The organism is Streptomyces pseudoechinosporeus, from assembly GCF_054783935.1.
In genome coordinates this window covers 92,322-109,328 of sequence record NZ_BAAGPS010000057.1, presented here as the reverse complement: position 1 = coordinate 109,328, position 17,007 = coordinate 92,322, and the positions used below count along the sequence as shown (strand labels likewise).

Below are 17,007 nucleotides of genomic sequence, written 5' to 3'. Positions count from 1 at the left end.
ATGCGGGGTCATCAAGAGACCACCTGACCCGCTGTCACCTCCCACCGCATCTCGGGGTGGCCCCCTGCCGGAAAGTTTGACTCACTCCATTGCCGAACCGGGCGAGTTCACGTTCGAGAAGCTGCTCGCCACAGGACTGGTAAGCAAGGGTCAGTCGGCGAGAGTGCTGGGCCGGAAACGGCCCGTACCGAAAACGGCCTGGCTGGAGCGCCGGATGCGACTTCAGGACACTCCGTTACTGGCGCAGGACCCTCTAGAACCCACAAGGGCTTCACAACAGGCCGAGGTCCCGGGCGCGGAGCGCCGCCTGGGTGCGGTCGCGCAGGGCGAGGCGGGTGAGGATGCGGGAGACGTGGTTCTTGACCGTTCCCTCGCTGAGGTACAGGCGTGCGGCGATCTCCCGGTTGGTGTGGCCGTGTGCCAGGAGTCGCAGGATGTCGGTCTCGCGGGGGCTCAGCGAGACCGCGGGAGGCGCGTCGGCGGGGGAGGGGGACGGCAGGGCGGCGGTGAGGTGGCGGGCGACGGAGGAGTCGAGCTGGGTGACGCCGGCGTGTGCCAGGCGTACCGCGTGGGCGAGTTCCTCGGCGGGCAGGTCCTTGAGCAGGTAGCCGTGGGCTCCGGCGCGCAGTGCCTGTACGACGTACTCCTCGTCGTCGAACGTCGTCAGCATCACCACTCGGCACTTGGGCGCCCGGCCGCGCAGGACGGCCACCGCCTCGACTCCGTCCATCTCCGGCATCCGGACGTCCATGAGGATGACGTCCGGGTCCAGCTCCAGGGTCTTCGCCACGGCGTCCCGGCCGTCCACGGCCGTACCGACGATCTCGATGCCCGGCCGGATGGACAGCAGGGAGGCGATGCCGTCCCGGATGAGCCGCTGGTCATCCACCACCAGCACCCGTACAGGCGTCTGCGTCGGCTCCTGATCCATGTCACATCTCCCCCGTCTTCCCGCGCGGAACGGTCACCGTCAGTCGTGTACCGGCGCCCGGGCCGCTGTCGATCTCCACTCTCCCCGCCACCAGCTGCACCCGTTCCCTCATCCCGACCAGCCCGAACCCGGTGGCGGCCGCGTCCGGTGCGAAGCCGCGGCCGTCGTCCGTCACCACCAGCCGCGCGGCGTCCCCGGCCAGCTGGACCACCACCGTCACCCGCGAGGCCAGCGCATGACGGCGCGCGTTGGTCACGCCCTCCTGCGCGGCCCGGTACAGGGCGGTCAGCTCGGCCGTGCCGTAGCCGTCCTCGTCGCCGCTCACCTCGACGGTGACCCGCGGCGGCGCCCCGCCGTCTCGCGCCAGGCCGGCCAGCGCGGCCGACAGCGCGGGGCGCGCCGCCTCGCCGCGCAGCGCGCGCACCGACTGCCGTACGTCGCCCAGCGCGAGCCGCACCGACTGCCTCGCCTCGTTCAGCGCCCGCTGGGCCGCGTCGGGGTCCAGGGCCCGGAAGTCCGAGGCCATCTCCAACTGCACCGACATCGCGGTGAGATGGTGACCGAGGCTGTCGTGGATGTCCCGGGCCAGCCGGTTGCGCTCGGTGGCGGCGGACAGCGCGGCGACCCGGGCGGCGTACTCCTGGAGTTCGAGCCGGGCGCGCTGCTCGCCGACGGCCACGGCGGCCATGGAGAGCGCCAGCACCAGGCCGACGGTGAGCATCAGCAGATCGGAGACGTGCTCCAGGTCGCGGTACCAGCCGGGTGCGGTCAGCAGGTACGCGGTGAGCAGCCCGGCCAGGCACAGGGCGCCCAGCGCGAGCGCGGTCGTGCGGCCGAAGGCGAAGTAGGCGGTGAACGGCAGCAGCACGAACAGCACTTGGGACAGTCCCGAGGCGTCGAGGAGCACCACCGCGCCGATCAGACCGCACCGCGCCAGCAGTAGCGGCACCCGGGCCGCGGGCCGGCGGTGTCCCGCCGCCTCCAGGGCGAGAAGCGCCCCGATCGCGGCGACGAAGCCGACCGTCCGCCACACCGTCGGTCCCGGGCCGTCGCCCAGGCCGGCCGCCGCGTAGTACAGACCGCCGACGAGCACCGCGCCGTACAGCAGCGGCGCCACCCACCGCACGGGCACATACGCCGCCATGCGCACCCCCTCACCCGCTGTGGTCAGGCTAAGCCGAAGGCGGCCTCCGAGTGACCCCGGCGGGGAAACTCCGGCCGGGTCGGGCCGAGCGGCACATGCCGAACGGCCGCATACCGCCCGGGAGATGGTGACCTCCGGCCACCGATGTCGCCGCCCTTCACCTCCCGTCGCCGGTCGCCCGCTCCCTACGGTTGCCGCCCTGACCCACTGTCCGAGCAACCGGAGCGGTCTCATGTCCTTGCCCATCACTTCATCGACAGTCCGTGCCGGCGCCCTGTGCGGGGTGTTGTCCGGCCTGCTGCTCGCCCTGCCCGCGCTGGTCGAGGTATTCACCGGGGAGACCTCCGCGACCAGCGTCCCGCTCGCCCTGTCCCCGGCGTTCGCCCTGCCGCTGCTCACCGCGCTGCACCGGCGGCAGAGTCCGGCCACCGGCCGCTTCGGGGAGGTCGCCCACGCCGTGAACCTCATCGGTCTCGGCCTGTTCGGCGGTGCCGCGTTCGCCGCGAACCTGGTGCTGTTCTACTTCGACGACGACGTCCTGGACGAGACCCTGACCGGCCCCACGATCCCCGTGCTCATCGGCTCCGCGACCGTCTTCGCCGTAGGTTGCGCCCTGTTCGGGGCGGCCCTGCTCCGCGCCCGGGTGTTCCCAAGGATCCCGTCGTGGGGGTACGCCGTCGTCCTGCCACTGTTCGCGTTCCTGACCTCGCTGCCGGAGTCCCTGCTCACGAGCTCGCTGCACATCCTGGTCGGCGTCATCCTGATCTGGCTCTCGGCCGCGCTGTCGCACACCTCGCGGACCGGGGAGACGCCGGAGGCGCCGCACACGGACGAGCCGGAAAGGAACGGAAGCCTTGGGCACCGGGCAGTCGCGGGCGAGTCCACGGCGTAGGCGTGATCAAGGTTCAGGCAGCTTTCCCGCGGCGGTTTCGACGTCTGGGTGCGGCTGTACGTCCCACCGATGCTGCGAGCTTGCGCAGTTGCCGCCAGTCCAGGGGCGGATGGGTCTGGGGTACACCTGGACGCTGTCGGGGAACGCGGACGCGCAGCTTGCCGGGTGCGATGCGGCAGTGCACGGGTGTGGGAAGGATCGTGGCCTCGCCGTCGAGGCCGACCTCGATCTCCGCGCGGTCGGCGTCGACGACCACTTCGCGGGCGGTCACGACCGTGAGTCCGTCCGGCTCCGGGTCCAGCAGGAGTCCGGCCGCCTCGGCCGCGCTGTCCACCCTGATGCCCAGGACGCCGAGCAGTCCGGTGTCGAGTCGCTCGCGGCGGCCGAGACCGGTCGGATCTGCCGTGCCATAGGGGTTGTTGCTCACGAGGACGGCCTGCGGGGCGGTGAGCGTGGTGTCCGCGGCGCGCGCGGTCAGTTCTGCTCCGCGTTGGCGAGTGAGCAGGTCGGGCAGCAGGTCCCAGGTGGTGCCGATCTTGTCGTCGCGGTAGGCGGGGCTCTGGATGACTGCCGCGTACGCGCCGAAGGAGGCGTTGTTGACGAAGGGGTGCTCTCCGGCGAAGCCGAGGTCTACGTGGAGTTCCACGCCGTCGGTGAGGGCGTCGAGGCAGGCGGCGGGGTCTTCGCGGTTCAGGCCGAGATCCATCGCGAAGTGGTTGCGGGTGCCGGCACTGATGACGAGGAACGGTACGTCGTGTTCGGCGGCGACGGCAGCGACGAGCGCCTGGGTGCCGTCGCCGCCCGCGACGCCCAGCAGATCGGCGCCGTCCGCGACGGCCGACCGGGCCAGCACGGCGACGTCCTGGTGCTGCTCCGGATCGAGCAGGACGACGCGCGCACCGAGTCGCTCGGCCTTCTCCTTCAGGCCGAACGCCGCCACCTTGCCGCCGCCGGAGCGCGGGTTCATGAGGATGTACGGATGCCGGGGCGGAGCCGCCCTGCGCTCCTTCATGCGGGTGGACTGCTTCCGGGTGCTGCGCAGGGCGTAGCGACCTGCCCCGACTGCCACCGCCCACGACACCAGCGACAGCGGCAGGGCCCATAGGAGGGTGGTCGCGAGCAGGAAGATGACGGCGGTGGGGGCGGCCATCGCGAGCAGCGCCGCCGCCCAGCGGACGGGGCCGCGGCGGGTCAGTGCCCACCAGACGGCGGCCGCGGTGAGGGCCGCACCCGCGAGTACGGCCACGAGCAGCAGGACGCCGCCCACGCCGCCGTAGCCGAGGGGGAGCAGTACCGCGAAGGCCGCCGCGGCCAGTGCCGTCCGGGCCGCCCACACGGCCGGGTAGGCTGACTGCCGTGCGTTGCGAGAACCAAGCGCGTACGCCGTGCTGATCGAGAGCCAAGACAGCACATGCACCTCCAGGCTTTGCGGTACGAACCCGGGCTGGTTTCAACCCGGCTGGTGCTGATCGTGGAAGACCTGTCGGGTCGCTGACCCGCGGGCTGCGTGAGCCAGGAATCCCCCTGCTTCAGCCGGGGGAGGATTCAAAGCCATGGTCGCCTCCAGTCGTCGGCGGACAACGTAGATACGTGATCTGGTGATTCAGCGGCTGAGGGTGCGGCCGGCCGGCAGTCCGGGGCTGACGAGTCCGCTCTCGTAGGCGATGGTGACCAGGTGGGCTCGCGATGTGGCCGGCGCCGCGAGCCCACCGGATGTACCCGGATGTACTTAGGAGACGGGCTGGCGTTCCTTGTCGTGCGCCGGTGTGGCCTTCTGCAGGCTGGTGCCTTCGATGTCGAGGTCGGGCAGCATCCGGTCCAGCCAGGCCGGCAGCCACCAGGCGCCCCGTCCGGCAAGGGCGAGTACCGCTGGTACGAGCGTCATGCGGACGGCGAAGGCGTCGATGGCCACGCCGACGGCCAGGGCGAACGCGATGGGTTTGATCAGGGCGTCGTCCAGGGGGAAGAACCCGGCGAACACGGTGAACATGATCAGTGCGGCCGCCGTGACGACCCGTACGCTGTGCCGCGCACCGTCGACGACCGACTGGCGGGCCCGGCCGGTGTGAGCCCACTCCTCGCGCATCCCGGACACCATGAACACCTCGTAGTCCATGGCCAGTCCGAACAGCACACCGATCAGGATGATCGGCAGGAAGCTGACGACGGGGCCGCTGTGCGGCACACCGAGTGCGTCGGACAGCCAGCCCCACTGGAAGACGGCGACGACCAGGCCGAGTGAGGCGCCCACCGAGAGCAGGAAGCCGACGGCGGCCTTGACGGGGATGACCAGCGAGCGGAACACGATCATCAGCAGGATCAGGCTGAGGCCGACGACGATGGCGACGAAGGGGAGGAGGGAGTCGCTGAGCCGGTTGGAGACGTCGATGTTGACCGCGGTGGTGCCGGTGACCGCGATGGTGGCGCCGGTGGTCTCACGGATGTCGGCGCCCGACTTGCGGATGTCGCGGACGAGCTGGTCGGTGCGGACGCTGTCCGGGCCGGACTTGGGGAAGACGGTGATGACGCTCTGTGCCGGGGCGCTGGTGGGCTGGGGCGGCAGGACGGCCTGGACGTTCTTGAGGGTCCGCAGCTTCTGGGCCACTTGGGCGCCGGCTTGTGAACTCGCCGCACTCGTACCGTTCTTGGTCTCGCCGTTCTTGGTCTCGGTCAGCACGAGGAGCGGGCCGTTGAAGCCGTCGCCGAACTTGTCGCTGATCGTGTCGTAGGCCTTGCGTTCGGTGGAGGCGTGCGGGGCGGAGCCGTTGTCGGGCAGGGCCAGGCGCAGGTCCGTGGCGGGCAGGGCGAGGGTCACCAGGATGCCCGCGACGGCCAGCACCGTCAGCAGCGGCTTGGCGATGACCAACTTGGTCCAGCGGGCGCCCATGGTGGCGCGACCGCCGTTCCCCTCGGTGTCTGTGGCCCGCTTCGCGGCGCGGCTGCCGGGCTTGGGGGTGAGCCGGGAGCCGGCGAATCCGGCGACGGCGGGAACGAGGGTGATCGCGGCCAGTACGGCGATCAGTACGGCTCCGGCGGCCCCGAGCCCCATCGTGGTCAGGAACGGGATGCCGATGACGCTCAGGGCGGCGAGCGCGATGATCACGGTGGTGCCGGCGAAGACCACGGCGCTTCCGGCCGTGCCGGTGGCCAGCGCGATGGATTCCTTCGGGTCGGCTCCGCGGGCCAGTTGCTGGCGGTGGCGGGAGAGGATGAACAGGACGTAGTCGATGCCTACGGCCAGGCCCAGCATCAGGGCGAGCGTGACGGCCGTGGACGAGATGCTCACCGCGGGGGCCAGGGCCAGCAGCCCGGCGAGACCGACCGCCACACCGATCAGAGCGGGCAGCAGCGCCATGCCGGCGGCGAGCAGCGAACCGAACGTCACGACGAGGACGAGCAGGGCCACGGCCACGCCGATGATCTCCGACGGGCCGACGTGGACTCCTTTGCTGCTGTAGACGGAACCGCCGACCGAGGTCTTCAACCCGTCCTTCTCCGCCGCCCGGGCCGCGTCCTCGATCGCGTCCACGGATGAGGTACGGACCTCCGCGTTCTGCACCGGGTACTGGACCTGGACGATCGCCGTGGTTCCGTCGGCCGAGACGGCGCCGGTGGCGCGGGGGTCGGCGACCTCGCTGACCTGGGGAGCCTTCTCGGCCGCCGTCACGGTCCGGGTGATGGCCGCGGCGTAGGGCGCTTCGGTGAGCCGGTGGCCCTTGGGGGCGGTGAAGACGATCTGGGCGCCCGCGCCCGAGGCTTCCGGAAGAGTCTTGCTGAGGCTGTCCAGCGCACGCTGGGACTCGGTGCCGGGCACCGAGAAGCGGTCGTCGAGCTTGCCGCTGAAGACGCTGACACACGTGATGAGCGCGGCCAGGACGAAGAGCCATATGCCCAGGACCAGCTTGCGGTGCCGGTAGGCGCTGAGGCCCAGCCGGTGGAGCAGGACGGCCATGACGAACTCCCTAGGTCGGGTGGGGATCCCCGCACGCCTGATCGCGGACACGGGCGGCGGAAGCGGAAGGGACACCGGCCGGACTCCGGCCACATGACGAACCACATGACGAACCACGTGACGGGCCGATGCCGACGGGCGTCTCGGTCGATGGCCCGACTTTATCAGGTGCTCAAGTCGCATGACCGAGTCGTTCGACTGTTGCCTGAGTCGCTTCGGGCATAAGTCCAGGTCACGCGGCTATCGGATGACTTTGTCTTGCGATTGAATCGAACCAATTTCCACGTCACCGAACGTGCCGTCATCGACGCCCCCGTCGAGCGCTTGTGGGAGGTCATCTCTCGCACCGGCCGTTACGCGGAATGAGTCGCCGGCGCCATCGAGGTCACCGACCACCACGGCATCGCGACCGTGGGCAAGACCTACGCCGAACGCAACCGCACCCTCGGCCCGCTGCGCACCGACTCGGTGTGGACCGTGGTGGAGATCGACCCCCTGAGGTGTCGCGTCGACACCGGCGTCGGGTTCGCCCCGCTGAAGGACGTGACCAGCATCTTCGAGTTCCAGCTGGTCAGAGGCGCGGACGGCGGGGAGGCCACGCAGATGACGTACAAGGTGGAGTACACCATCGACCTCGGCCCCCTCGGGGTCGCGCTCGACTGGATACAGCAGCCGGGCATGCGTACGAACATGCGCACATCGATGGCCAACCTGAACACCCTGATCCGCTCGGAGACCCCCAACACGCGCGGCTAGCAACCGGACTCGGGCGCACTCGTACACGTACGAGTGCGCCCGAGTCCGTGTGCTGTCAGCTCGTCGGTACGGACACCAGCTCCAGCCGGCCGCCGGCCATGGCCACCACGGCGGACACGAAGGCCTGGAGGCAGGTCTGCTCGGCCTCCTCGTCGGGGAGCGAGAGATGTTGCATCGTGAGCCCGTCGAAGCCGGCGAGGAAGAAACGCGCGATCGTCTCCGCGGGCTGGGCGAGAGGCTGCCCGGTGCGCTCGGCCGCCTCGGTCACCAGTCGCGCCGTCACCTCGTGCACCCCTCGGTGGTGGCTCTCGAGGGCCTCGCTCAGGGCGGGTGTGCGGAGCGCGAAGTGGGTCAGTTCCGTGAGGAGTTGATGGCTGGCAGGCTGCTCACGCACCGTGCGCCAGAGGGCGGCGGTCAGGGTGCTGACCGTCTCCTCGAATCCGGCGTCGGCCGGCGCGGCCCGCTCGACCTGTGCGATCAGATCCTGCGCGAGCTGCTCCATCACGGCGCGGTACAGCCCTTCCTTCGTGCCGAAGGTGTAGTGCACCGTTGCCTGGGCCACCCCCAGCTCGGCTGCGATGGCACGGGTACTCCCCGCTGCGACTCCTTCCCTTGTCATGAAGTCGATGGCCGCTTTGATCAGCTGAGGGCGGCGCTCGGCCGCGGGAACGTGAGCCATGACCGCATCATACCGACTGAGTCTTATGAACAAGTCGTCCGAACAAGTCGGACTTCGCGCAGACGGATGCCGTGCTGGGGCGGCCGCTGAGGTCCGGCCCGTGGCCGCGCAGGTCAGTTCCCGCTGAACGGCGGGTGAATACGTTTCCTCCAACAGCCGTGTAGCGGGACGAACGAGGAGGCAGGCTCGTGAAGGAAAGCCAGTTTGATACGTGTGTGATCGGGGCGTGACCTGCCGGGCTGGCGGTCGCCAGTGGCGTTCACCGTCGGTGGCTTTCATGTCGGAGGAGGCGCTGCCCGTCTGGTCAAGGGTGCTGGTCGTCCACCGCAATGGACCTGGCCAATGTCCAGACGGCGACGATGTCGAGCGTCATCACGCTGATCGACCACAGGGGGTAGAAGGGGATGAACATGAACTGGGTGATCAGGCTGACCGCGCCCAGTGCCGCGCCGGCCCCCGTGCCCCAGCTCTTGCCGAGCAGTACTCCCAAGCCGGCGGCGATGAGTCCGATGCCGATGACGATGTGGATCCAGCCCCAGGCCGTCAGATTGAACTCGTAGGTGTAATCAGGTGAGCTGAAAATGGTGTCGCGGGTGATGCCGACGACGCCGAGAAGGATGCTGAGCGTCCCGCTTAGCTCCAGCGCCCAGCCGGCGAAGAGGGCGAGGCCCCCGCCCAGTTGTCGTGCGCTGCTCTGAGGGTGTCGGACCCCGCCGGATGTCTGCGCCATGTCACGGCCTTTCCGCACGGTGTGGTAATCGCTGGACACCGCTTTGCCGGGGACGGCTGCGTTGTATCGACGGTCTCAGCCTTCCGCCGCCGCTCGCATCCGGCGACCGCAGCAGGCTGTCCGGGTGATGGGCGCCACGCAGGGGCATCCCGGGGAACCCGTGTCACGGAGGCGGCAGCACGGCCGTAGCCATGAGCTCCCCCCCGACTCGCGACCTGAGCGTGTTCCCGTACCGGCAGGGGTGGCGGACGCGCGCGACCGGCGTTTTCTCACGACACGTCTGATCCCGTCCCGCCGCGGACGACGACGACGGAACTATGCGCATGGTGCAGCAGCGCCTGGCTCACCGACCCCAGGAGCAGACCGGTGAACCCGCCACGCCCTCGAGCTCCGACGACCACGAGTTGGGCGTTCCTGCTTCTCTCGATCAGCGCCTCCCTCGCTTCGCCACTCGCCACCTCGCGCCTGACCGTGACATCGGGATGCTTCTCCGCGTGCCCGGCGAGGGCCTGGGCCAGCAGCCGCTCCGGGCTCTCGACACCGGTACCGGCCGGCGCGTGATCCGGCAGCCACACGTGCACGGCGGCGATCTCGGCTCCGCGCAGCGCCGCCTCGGCAAAGGCGAACTCGACCGCCGTCTCACCCGCGGGGGAGCCGTCGACACACAGCACGATCGGACCGGCGTCGGACGACTCCTCGCGGGCCACCATCACCGGGCACCGACTGTGGGCCGTCAGGGACGCCGCCGTCGATCCGAGCAGCATGCCGATGAAGCCTCCCGCCCCACGGGCACCCACGACCAGCAGGTCCGCCGCCCGGGACTCGGCCTCCAGCACCGACACCGTGTCGCCGGGCACCATGGCCTCGGTGACTGTCACCTCCGGGGCCACGCTCCGCGCACGGTCCGCGGCCTCGCTCACCAGGCGATTGAGCGGTGTGGTGTCCAGTGGCGCGTACATGGGCCTGACCGGCCAGTTGAGGGCGTACACCACGCGCAGTGCTGCGTGACGGCGCCGGGCCTCCCTGGCGGCCGTCTCCACCGCGGCGAGACTTGACGACGAGCCGTCCGCTCCCACAACCACCAGGTTGCCCATCACTTCTCCATGGCTCGATTCCACCCGCGACGTCAGTACCGCTGTGCCTTGGCGAGACGGGGAGTGAGCTGTGCGTCCGCAGGCTGCCGGCTGAAGGCGATGGGTTGTTGCTTCTCGCCCGGGTCGAGGTTCTCCGCGCCGATGAATCTCGTCTCGACGACCTTCCCGGACGAGTCCGCGAAGTCGATCTGCACGGCGTACGAGGCCCTGTCGTCGGTCTTGTTGGTGATCGTGACCAGCACGGCGAGCAGCCCGCTGGTCTCATTCCTGGGCAGGCCCTTCATGCCGACCTCGGACACCGCGTTGCCGCGCCCCTCGACATCCTTGAGCACCTTCTCCGCAGCGGCACTGGCGCGGGCGGCCTCGGCTTCGACGGATGCCTCGAACTCGGAGGCGCGGGCACTTGCCGAGGAGGCCGCCGCCGAAGCCGAAGCATGAGCGGAGGCGATCGCGGAAGCCGCCTCGGAGGCCAGCGCTGACGGCGGCAATCCGGAGAACGATGCCGTATTGGGGCTGCTCGTTGTCGGCGCGGGTGAGGAGCCGGTGTCCCCGGTGTCGCCGCACCCGGTGAGGGCGACGGTGGACAGAGCACATCCGAGTGCCGCCACGACGGCTCGATGGCCGCGGCCGGGGTGGTCTCGCAGCATCCTGTCGTCCTTCGCGAGTGGCCGGATCGATATGGTTCATCGTCGGCGCCGTGCGGGCGGTGCACGATTCTGCTTGGGCCGTTCGTATGGCAGAAGCGCCGGTGGGGCCGGTCTTGCTGGCGAGAACGGAGCTCGCTTGCCAGGCGAGAGCCCGGTTATCGAGCGCGGGCAGTCGTGTGATGGAGGCGAAGGGCATGCCTTTCCAGCCGACGTGCTGGGCGCCGTCGCCGACCAGCATGAGGTGGCCGGTGCGCTCCGGGAGGCTGACGAGCGCCTCTTGGAGACCCGACGCCTCGGCCTCGAGCTGCAGGAGGCGCTGGGCCGTCGAGTGCCTCGCCTACGCTCGGGACACATGTCTGGGAAAGCGGAGGGGATTTGGTGACCGAGGATCGCGATGGTGTGGTCGTCTACTGGCGGCCGATGTGCACGTACTGCATGAAACTGCTTCTACTTCTGCGCTTCACCCGCCTGCGGTACACCAAATTGAACATCTGGAAGGACCCTGACGCGGCGGCGTTCGTCCGCTCGGTCGCCGACGGGAACGAGACCGTGCCCACGGTGACCGTAGCCGGACGGGCGATGGTGAACCCCTCGAAGAAGGAACTCCTGGACGCGGTCCGGGCGCGCGCGCCGCACCTGCTCTAGTTTCCAGTCGGCTGGTTACTGACCGCGAGATGGAAAGACGCAGGTTCGCATCCTGTCGGGTGCACTGCAGGGCTGGGCCCCCTCGAGATCGTCCCGAGGGGGCCCAGCCGTTGCTTCTTACCGCGTCACTTGGCGGGCTTGTAGAAGGTGTAGATGGCGGAGTAGGGGACGCTGACTTGATCGGTGCCCGTGCAGGCGGTGGTGGGGGCTACGCCGCCATGGGTGTTGAGACGCTGAATGTAGGAGACGTCGGCGAAGACCCCGGTACCGCGAGTGGCGGTGGACTGCAGGAGGAGCTCGGGGATGGTGCCGGCCTTGGGGGAGGTGGCGATGGCGGCGGCGTTGACTGCGCTGCCGTCCACCGTGGACACCCAGACGGGGCCGCGGGAGTGGAGGGCGACGGGGCGGTGGGAGCTGTCGTTCCTGGCCGAGAGGGTGGCGGCGGGTTCCAGCAGCTTCCAGGCGCCGTCGGTGCAGGTGTAGGTCTGGACGCCCTCGGCGGAGAAGACGCCGGTGAGCCGGTTGCCATCGGGGACCTTCAGAGCGTCGGGGACCTTCGGCGCGGCGTTGGCAGCGGCGGGAGCGGGCTTCGAGGTGGTGGCCTGGCCGATCGTCGCGCTCAAGAGCGTGCCGGCGGTCACGGCGGCGAGAGCTGTGGTGGTGAGGATGAGACGTCTGGCGAGCTTCATCAGGTGTGTCTCCAGAAAGATGTTTCTGAACGAGTTCCTGGCTGTGGATGCGGGTGCAGTGCATGTCCCGAGTGCCGGGACGGCAGGAGTCGCCGAAGCACCCGGGGTCTGATAAACGATCTTGAACCCTCAATGACGCACCTTACCGTGAGGCCCGCCAACGAGAACGAGTGGGGCACCACCGACGACCGGTCGGGCCGGCGAACGAGCGTCCGGCAGCCGGGTGGTGATCCGGCGTCAGGTGCCGTCCGTCGCCAACGGCGGAACAGGTCGTACACCCGGCCACGCGACGGCGAAAGAGAGCGAACGATGTCAGAAGTGACGCAGTCGGCTCGAAGTGCGTTCATTGCCTCGGCCCAGGCGGCGACGATCGGGGCGATCAGGCTCCGCCAGTTCTGCCGCTGAGCGGCGGTGCCCTACGTGAACCGCTCGAACTGCCAGGTGAAGAGGGCGCTCACCGAGCGCCTCCGGGAACGGTCTCGTTGAGGAGTCGGCAGAACTCCTCCTCCAGGTTCGCGACCGGTTCGGCCAGTTCATACACCTCGACACCGATGGCCGCGGCTGTGGCCAGGATCGTCTCGGCGCCCGCCCCCTGGACGAGCACGCCATGTGCCGCCTCCGACCGGATGTCGCCCGCAGAGGAGGCGAGTTCGGCAGCCATGCGGGCGTCGTCGGAAGTGCGCACTCGCAGCGCACCCCCGGCGGGGCAGGAACGACGGCGCAGAGCCTCGACGGAGCCGGTGAAGAGGACCCGCTTGTGCAGCACGATCACGCGGTCCGCGGTCTGCTCCACCTCGGCCAGGGCACGGCTTGACAGCAGCACAGCGCGTCCCTGATCGGCCAGGCGTCTCAGGAGAGTCCGCAGCCGGCGGACGTCATGCGGGTCCAGGCCGCCTGCGGGCTCATCGAGAATGAGAACGCGCGGGTCACCGAGCAGTGCGGTGGCGAGTCCCAGGCGGTGGCGTGTGCCCTGGGAGTAGGTTTCGGTCTTCCTCTCCGCGACATCCTCGATGTCGGTCATTGCCAGGACTTCGTCCACCCGGCGAGCCGGGACACCCGCCTCGGCGGCGGCCACCAGCAAGTGCTGGCGGCCCGTGTGTCCGGGGTGTGCGCCGGCATCGTCGAAAGCCACCCCCACCTGCCGGGCCAGGCCGGGAAGTCCCGCGAAGCGTTTCCCGAGGACGGTAGCGGTTCCGCGGTCCGGCGCCACCAGACCGGCCAGTATCCGCAGGCAGGTCGTCTTCCCGGCGCCATTCGGCCCGAAGAATCCGGTGACCTCACCGAACTGGACAGAGAAGGTCACATCCTCGATCGCGGTATGGGCGCCGTAGCGCTTGGTCAGCCCGGAAAAGGAAATGGCGGTCGTCAAATCTATCACCGCTTTCTGGTTGCCTTGTGTGCAGCCATGCACATACATTGACCGGCCTGTCTTGGTCGCTTGCAGGATCGACATAAGACCTGGCAATCCGAAGACCTGCAGCTCCACTGTCCCGTGTCCCCTGAACCCAGTCCGCTGGATACCAGTCCTCCCTCTTCTGGGAGGAGACTGACAAGTACCGGCTGCTTATCTTTGTGCGCTGGAAATACTGCTCTGTGTAGATGGTTCAAGGGCTCCTCTCCGTGCCGGAGTGGCGAACTCCCGTGGAGACCCTTGTCTTGTATCCGCTCTCGTCCTGCTGCGTTCGAGACACGTATTTGTCTTGATCGGTACGGGTTCAGAGGGTTTCGCGGGAATTTTGACCCACTCGCTGCAGGTTTTCTGGACGGACGCAGCGGAGGCTTCTCCCGTATTGGCCAGAGTCAGCGGTGCGATTGCCGGAGCGGTAGGCAGAGCGCATCGGCGGAGGAAAGTAAGTTTCATTTCCGTCATTTCCTTTCGGTGACTTCGGGTGTGGCCCCATATGTGAAGCGGAACATTTGATCTCATCTTTACAGGCGGTGGGCGGCAAGTGCAGTCCCGAGGCTTCGGGGCTTGACGTCGGGCAGGACATGCGCATAGGCGCCCGCGCCGTGACGTGCGGTTGCGCGAATGCGCTTCCGGTCCGAGCCGGACCGGAAGCGCATTCTTGGGTCCCGAGTTCGTTGACACGACTTTTCGTGAGGAGAGCCGGCGAGGGGTAGCCCCGTAATTCCGGGGCTTGACATCCTCCCCCTTGTTTCTCTCGCTTGTTCCTCTCGGAAATCCTCGGAATCCGCCACCCGCCATGCCTGTTCGGGCAGGCGCGCCGGAGCCTGTGTCCTGCCGAACCCCCTGGTCGACGTGCTGCGCTGGTGCTCGGTGGGCCCCAGGTTGATGCTTGTCAGGAGGGTGTTGGTTGTGCGGGTTCCCGTGGGAAGCGGGATATGGAATCAGCAGGCGTGAGGTGAGCGGTGATGGAGCGACCCACCCCTCCTGGTGAGCGGCTTGACGAGGCACAGGCCGCCGGGGAGCCGACCTACACGGCCACGGCCACCATCGACGAACAGGGCCTTGTGACGGGGTGGAGTGAGGAGGCCCGGCGGCTACTGGGGTACGCGCCCGCGCAGGTGGTGGGGCTTCCCGCTGCCGGGCTGCTCGCCGATGACGTCAGCGAGCAGGTGCGGCGGGCGGCGGCCGGGCAGGAACGCCTCAGCGGCACAGTGACGCTGAGGCGCGGCGACGGCCACCGGCTGCAGCTGGGGCTGCTGGCGCACCACCGACGCGGGAGCGGCGGGACAGGCGAGTGGCTCGTGGTGTGCGCGGTGGCGGACCCGGCGTACACGTTCCGGGGCGAGGCGCTGGCGGAGCGGACGTTCCGTCAAGCCCCTTGCGCCATGGCGGTCTTCGACACCGACTTGCGGCTGGTGCGCGCCAACGCGGGCATGGAGGGCGTGCTGTCCTTGGAGGAAAGGCAGATGCTCGGGCTGCATCTGCCGGAGATCGCGCCGTGTCCGGCGAACGACGAGGCCGAAGAGAAGATGCGGCTGGTGGCGAAAACTGGTCGGTCGCAGCAGGTGGAGCCCTGTCTTCATCCCGCGGGTGTCAGCACGGGGCACAGCTGTTCGGCCACGCTTGCCCCGTTGAGGGACCCGGACGGCCGGGTACGTGCTGTGTGCCTGGCGGCGCACCACGAGTCGCAGAGGTACCTCACCCAGGAGCGGACGCCCCTGCTGAACGACGCCGACGCCGACACCACCGTGGACATCACCCGTGCCGCGCAGGAACTGGCCGATGTCGCCGTGCCCCGGCTGGCGGACTTCACCGTCGTCGACCTGCTGGAGGGCGCCCACCGCGTAGAGGAACTCCCCTTCTCGCCGTCGGAGCCGGTGACCGTGCGCCGTACCGCTGTGCGCTCGGTCCGCGAGGACAGCCCTGAGTTCTTGGGTGTGCAGGCGGGGACAACCGCCTACCCGGCGCTGTCTCCCCCGGCCAGATGCCTGGCCCAGGGCCGCAGCGCCCTGTATGACACGGCTGATGCCGGTATCGCCCAGTGGGTGCAGCAGGACCCGGCAGCCGCATGGATCCGCCGGTGGGGAACACACTCGGTGATGATGGTGCCGATGCGGGCGCACGGCACCATCATCGGCGTGGCGTTCTTCGGCCGATACCAGCGCCCCGAGCCCTTCGAACCGGACGACCTGCTGGTGGCCGAGGAGCTCACCGCCCGGGCGGCCGTCAGCATCCTCGAAGCCCGTCGACACTCCCGCGCGCGCACCACCACCCGCGCGCGCACCACGACCATGACGCTGCAGAGCAGTCTGCTGCCGCAGACGCTGCCCGATCAGGCGGCCCTGGAGGTCGCCTCCCGCTACCTGCCCGCCGCGACCCGCGCCGGTTTGGGGGGCGACTGGTTCGATGTGATCCCGCTGTCCGGCGCACGGGTGGCCCTCGTCGTCGGCGACGTCGTCGGCCACGGCATCCGTGCCTCGGCCACCATGGGCCGGCTGCGCACCGCGGTGCGTACCCTGGCCGAAGTCGACCTGCCGCCCGACGAGCTGCTCACATACCTCGACGACCTTGTCCTGCACCTGTCCGCCGAGGAGGGCGGCACGGAAAGCACCCCCGAGACTGCTGGGGGCATCGGCACCACATGCCTGTACGCGGTCTACGACCCGGTCTCATGCCGCTGCACCCTCGCCCGGGCCGGCCACCCCCAGCCCGCCGTGGCCGCCCCCAACGGCACGGTGTACCTCCTCGATGTCCCGGCCGGTCCGCCGCTGGGCCTGGGCGGTCTGCCCTTTGAGGCCCTGGAGACCGAACTGCCGGAAGGCAGCCTCCTCGTCCTGTACACCGATGGTCTGCTCCAACCCCGCGACCACGACATCGACGAAGCTCTGGACAACATGTTCACTGCCCTGGCCCGCCCCGTCACGCAAGTGGAGACGGTCTGCGACAGCGTCCTTGCGGCTGTGCTGACGCATCGCCCCGATGACGACGTCGCCCTGCTCGTCGCCCGTACCCGGGCTCTGCATGCCGACAAGGTCGCCGTCTGGGACCTGGTCAGCGACCCCGCAATCGTCGCCCAGGCCCGGCGCCATGCCACTGACCAACTGGCTGCCTGGAGACTTGACGACGCCGCCCTGATCGCCGAACTGATCGTCAGTGAACTGGTCACCAACGCCATTCGCTACGGCCGACCGCCCATCCAGCTGCGGCTGATTCACGAAGACAACACCTTGATCAGCGAGGTCTTCGACTCGAGCAGCACCGCACCGCACCTGCGGCGCGCCCGGCTGTTCGACGAAGGGGGGCGGGGCCTGCTGTTGGTCGCTCAGCTCGCCCACCGTTGGGGCACCCGCCATGGCCCCCTCGGCAAGACCATCTGGGCCGAACAGTTCCTGGCCGCCGGCACTTGAGGCTGCCGCGCAGACAAACCGCAAACAAACATG

The 17,007-nt window shown here is 69.2% G+C and carries 14 protein-coding genes; 4 read left to right on the top strand and 10 right to left on the bottom strand.

Going from position 1 to position 17,007, the window contains the following annotated elements; genetic code table 11:
- Nucleotides 1-271: 271 nt before the first annotated feature.
- Nucleotides 272-931: a response regulator gene (locus ACYVO6_RS37630; RefSeq protein ID WP_461069346.1), complete on the bottom strand. Its 660-nt coding sequence runs from the start codon at nt 929-931 to the stop codon at nt 272-274.
- 1 nt (nt 932) lies between these two features.
- Nucleotides 933-2,075, bottom strand: coding sequence for a sensor histidine kinase (locus ACYVO6_RS37625; protein ID WP_461069344.1), 1,143 nt, complete (start codon nt 2,073-2,075; stop codon nt 933-935).
- Nucleotides 2,076-2,307: 232 nt separating this feature from the next.
- Here ACYVO6_RS37625 and ACYVO6_RS37620 point away from each other — a divergent pair, with 232 nt between their 5' ends.
- Nucleotides 2,308-2,967: a hypothetical protein gene (locus tag ACYVO6_RS37620; protein WP_461069342.1), complete on the top strand. Its 660-nt coding sequence runs from the start codon at nt 2,308-2,310 to the stop codon at nt 2,965-2,967.
- Nucleotides 2,968-2,980: 13 nt separating this feature from the next.
- Here the strand turns inward: ACYVO6_RS37620 and ACYVO6_RS37615 are convergent, their stop codons facing one another.
- Nucleotides 2,981-4,303, bottom strand: coding sequence for a diacylglycerol/lipid kinase family protein (locus ACYVO6_RS37615; protein WP_461069340.1), 1,323 nt, complete (start codon nt 4,301-4,303; stop codon nt 2,981-2,983).
- Nucleotides 4,304-4,696: 393 nt separating this feature from the next.
- Nucleotides 4,697-6,919, bottom strand: a complete 2,223-nt coding sequence (locus ACYVO6_RS37610) for an MMPL family transporter (RefSeq protein WP_461069338.1) — start codon at nt 6,917-6,919, stop codon at nt 4,697-4,699.
- A 411-nt stretch (nt 6,920-7,330) separates the two neighbouring features.
- Here ACYVO6_RS37610 and ACYVO6_RS37605 point away from each other — a divergent pair, with 411 nt between their 5' ends.
- Nucleotides 7,331-7,675 carry an SRPBCC family protein gene (locus ACYVO6_RS37605; RefSeq protein ID WP_461069336.1) on the top strand — a complete coding sequence of 115 codons (345 nt, stop codon included), beginning with the start codon at nt 7,331-7,333 and terminating at the stop codon, nt 7,673-7,675.
- Nucleotides 7,676-7,730: 55 nt separating this feature from the next.
- Here ACYVO6_RS37605 and ACYVO6_RS37600 read toward each other — a convergent pair whose 3' ends face one another.
- The 4 genes from ACYVO6_RS37600 to ACYVO6_RS37585 all read right to left on the bottom strand — a co-directional run bounded on the left by ACYVO6_RS37600 (nt 7,731) and on the right by ACYVO6_RS37585 (nt 10,825).
- Nucleotides 7,731-8,354, bottom strand: a complete 624-nt coding sequence (locus ACYVO6_RS37600) for a TetR/AcrR family transcriptional regulator (RefSeq protein ID WP_461069334.1) — start codon at nt 8,352-8,354, stop codon at nt 7,731-7,733.
- A gap of 304 nt (nt 8,355-8,658) precedes the next feature.
- A complete protein-coding gene (locus ACYVO6_RS37595) occupies nt 8,659-9,084 on the bottom strand; it encodes a DUF7144 family membrane protein (RefSeq protein WP_461069332.1) in 426 nt (141 codons plus the stop codon).
- A gap of 269 nt (nt 9,085-9,353) precedes the next feature.
- Nucleotides 9,354-10,178 carry a universal stress protein gene (locus ACYVO6_RS37590; protein WP_461069330.1) on the bottom strand — a complete coding sequence of 275 codons (825 nt, stop codon included), beginning with the start codon at nt 10,176-10,178 and terminating at the stop codon, nt 9,354-9,356.
- A 32-nt stretch (nt 10,179-10,210) separates the two neighbouring features.
- On the bottom strand, nt 10,211-10,825 hold the full coding sequence (locus ACYVO6_RS37585; protein ID WP_461069328.1) for a hypothetical protein: 615 nt from the start codon (nt 10,823-10,825) through the stop codon (nt 10,211-10,213).
- Between the two features lie 378 nt (nt 10,826-11,203).
- Between ACYVO6_RS37585 and ACYVO6_RS37580 the strand changes: the two genes are divergently transcribed.
- Nucleotides 11,204-11,470: a glutaredoxin domain-containing protein gene (locus ACYVO6_RS37580; RefSeq protein WP_461069326.1), complete on the top strand. Its 267-nt coding sequence runs from the start codon at nt 11,204-11,206 to the stop codon at nt 11,468-11,470.
- Between the two features lie 125 nt (nt 11,471-11,595).
- On the opposite strand, the gene ACYVO6_RS37575 is transcribed toward ACYVO6_RS37580, so the two are convergent.
- Complete coding sequence (locus ACYVO6_RS37575; protein ID WP_461069324.1) at nt 11,596-12,159, bottom strand: DUF3455 domain-containing protein; 564 nt, start codon at nt 12,157-12,159, stop codon at nt 11,596-11,598.
- 454 nt (nt 12,160-12,613) lie between these two features.
- Nucleotides 12,614-13,645: an ABC transporter ATP-binding protein gene (locus ACYVO6_RS37570; RefSeq protein WP_461069322.1), complete on the bottom strand. Its 1,032-nt coding sequence runs from the start codon at nt 13,643-13,645 to the stop codon at nt 12,614-12,616.
- An 887-nt stretch (nt 13,646-14,532) separates the two neighbouring features.
- Between ACYVO6_RS37570 and ACYVO6_RS37565 the strand changes: the two genes are divergently transcribed.
- The gene (locus tag ACYVO6_RS37565; RefSeq protein ID WP_461069320.1) at nt 14,533-16,974 is read left to right on the top strand and encodes a SpoIIE family protein phosphatase; all 2,442 of its coding nucleotides are present in this window, start codon (nt 14,533-14,535) and stop codon (nt 16,972-16,974) included.
- Nucleotides 16,975-17,007: the final 33 nt, after the last annotated feature.

Excerpts from the sequence above, each read along its gene's own strand:
- ACYVO6_RS37630 (WP_461069346.1), bottom strand. The coding sequence starts at position 931 with ATGGATCAGGAGCCGACGCAGACGCCTGTACGGGTGCTGGTGGTGGAT.
- ACYVO6_RS37625 (WP_461069344.1), bottom strand. The coding sequence starts at position 2,075 with ATGGCGGCGTATGTGCCCGTGCGGTGGGTGGCGCCGCTGCTGTACGGC.
- ACYVO6_RS37620 (WP_461069342.1), top strand. The coding sequence starts at position 2,308 with ATGTCCTTGCCCATCACTTCATCGACAGTCCGTGCCGGCGCCCTGTGC.
- ACYVO6_RS37610 (WP_461069338.1), bottom strand. The coding sequence starts at position 6,919 with ATGGCCGTCCTGCTCCACCGGCTGGGCCTCAGCGCCTACCGGCACCGC.
- ACYVO6_RS37600 (WP_461069334.1), bottom strand. The coding sequence starts at position 8,354 with ATGGCTCACGTTCCCGCGGCCGAGCGCCGCCCTCAGCTGATCAAAGCG.
- ACYVO6_RS37595 (WP_461069332.1), bottom strand. The coding sequence starts at position 9,084 with ATGGCGCAGACATCCGGCGGGGTCCGACACCCTCAGAGCAGCGCACGA.
- ACYVO6_RS37590 (WP_461069330.1), bottom strand. The coding sequence starts at position 10,178 with ATGGGCAACCTGGTGGTTGTGGGAGCGGACGGCTCGTCGTCAAGTCTC.
- ACYVO6_RS37585 (WP_461069328.1), bottom strand. The coding sequence starts at position 10,825 with ATGCTGCGAGACCACCCCGGCCGCGGCCATCGAGCCGTCGTGGCGGCA.
- ACYVO6_RS37575 (WP_461069324.1), bottom strand. The coding sequence starts at position 12,159 with ATGAAGCTCGCCAGACGTCTCATCCTCACCACCACAGCTCTCGCCGCC.
- ACYVO6_RS37565 (WP_461069320.1), top strand. The coding sequence starts at position 14,533 with ATGGAGCGACCCACCCCTCCTGGTGAGCGGCTTGACGAGGCACAGGCC.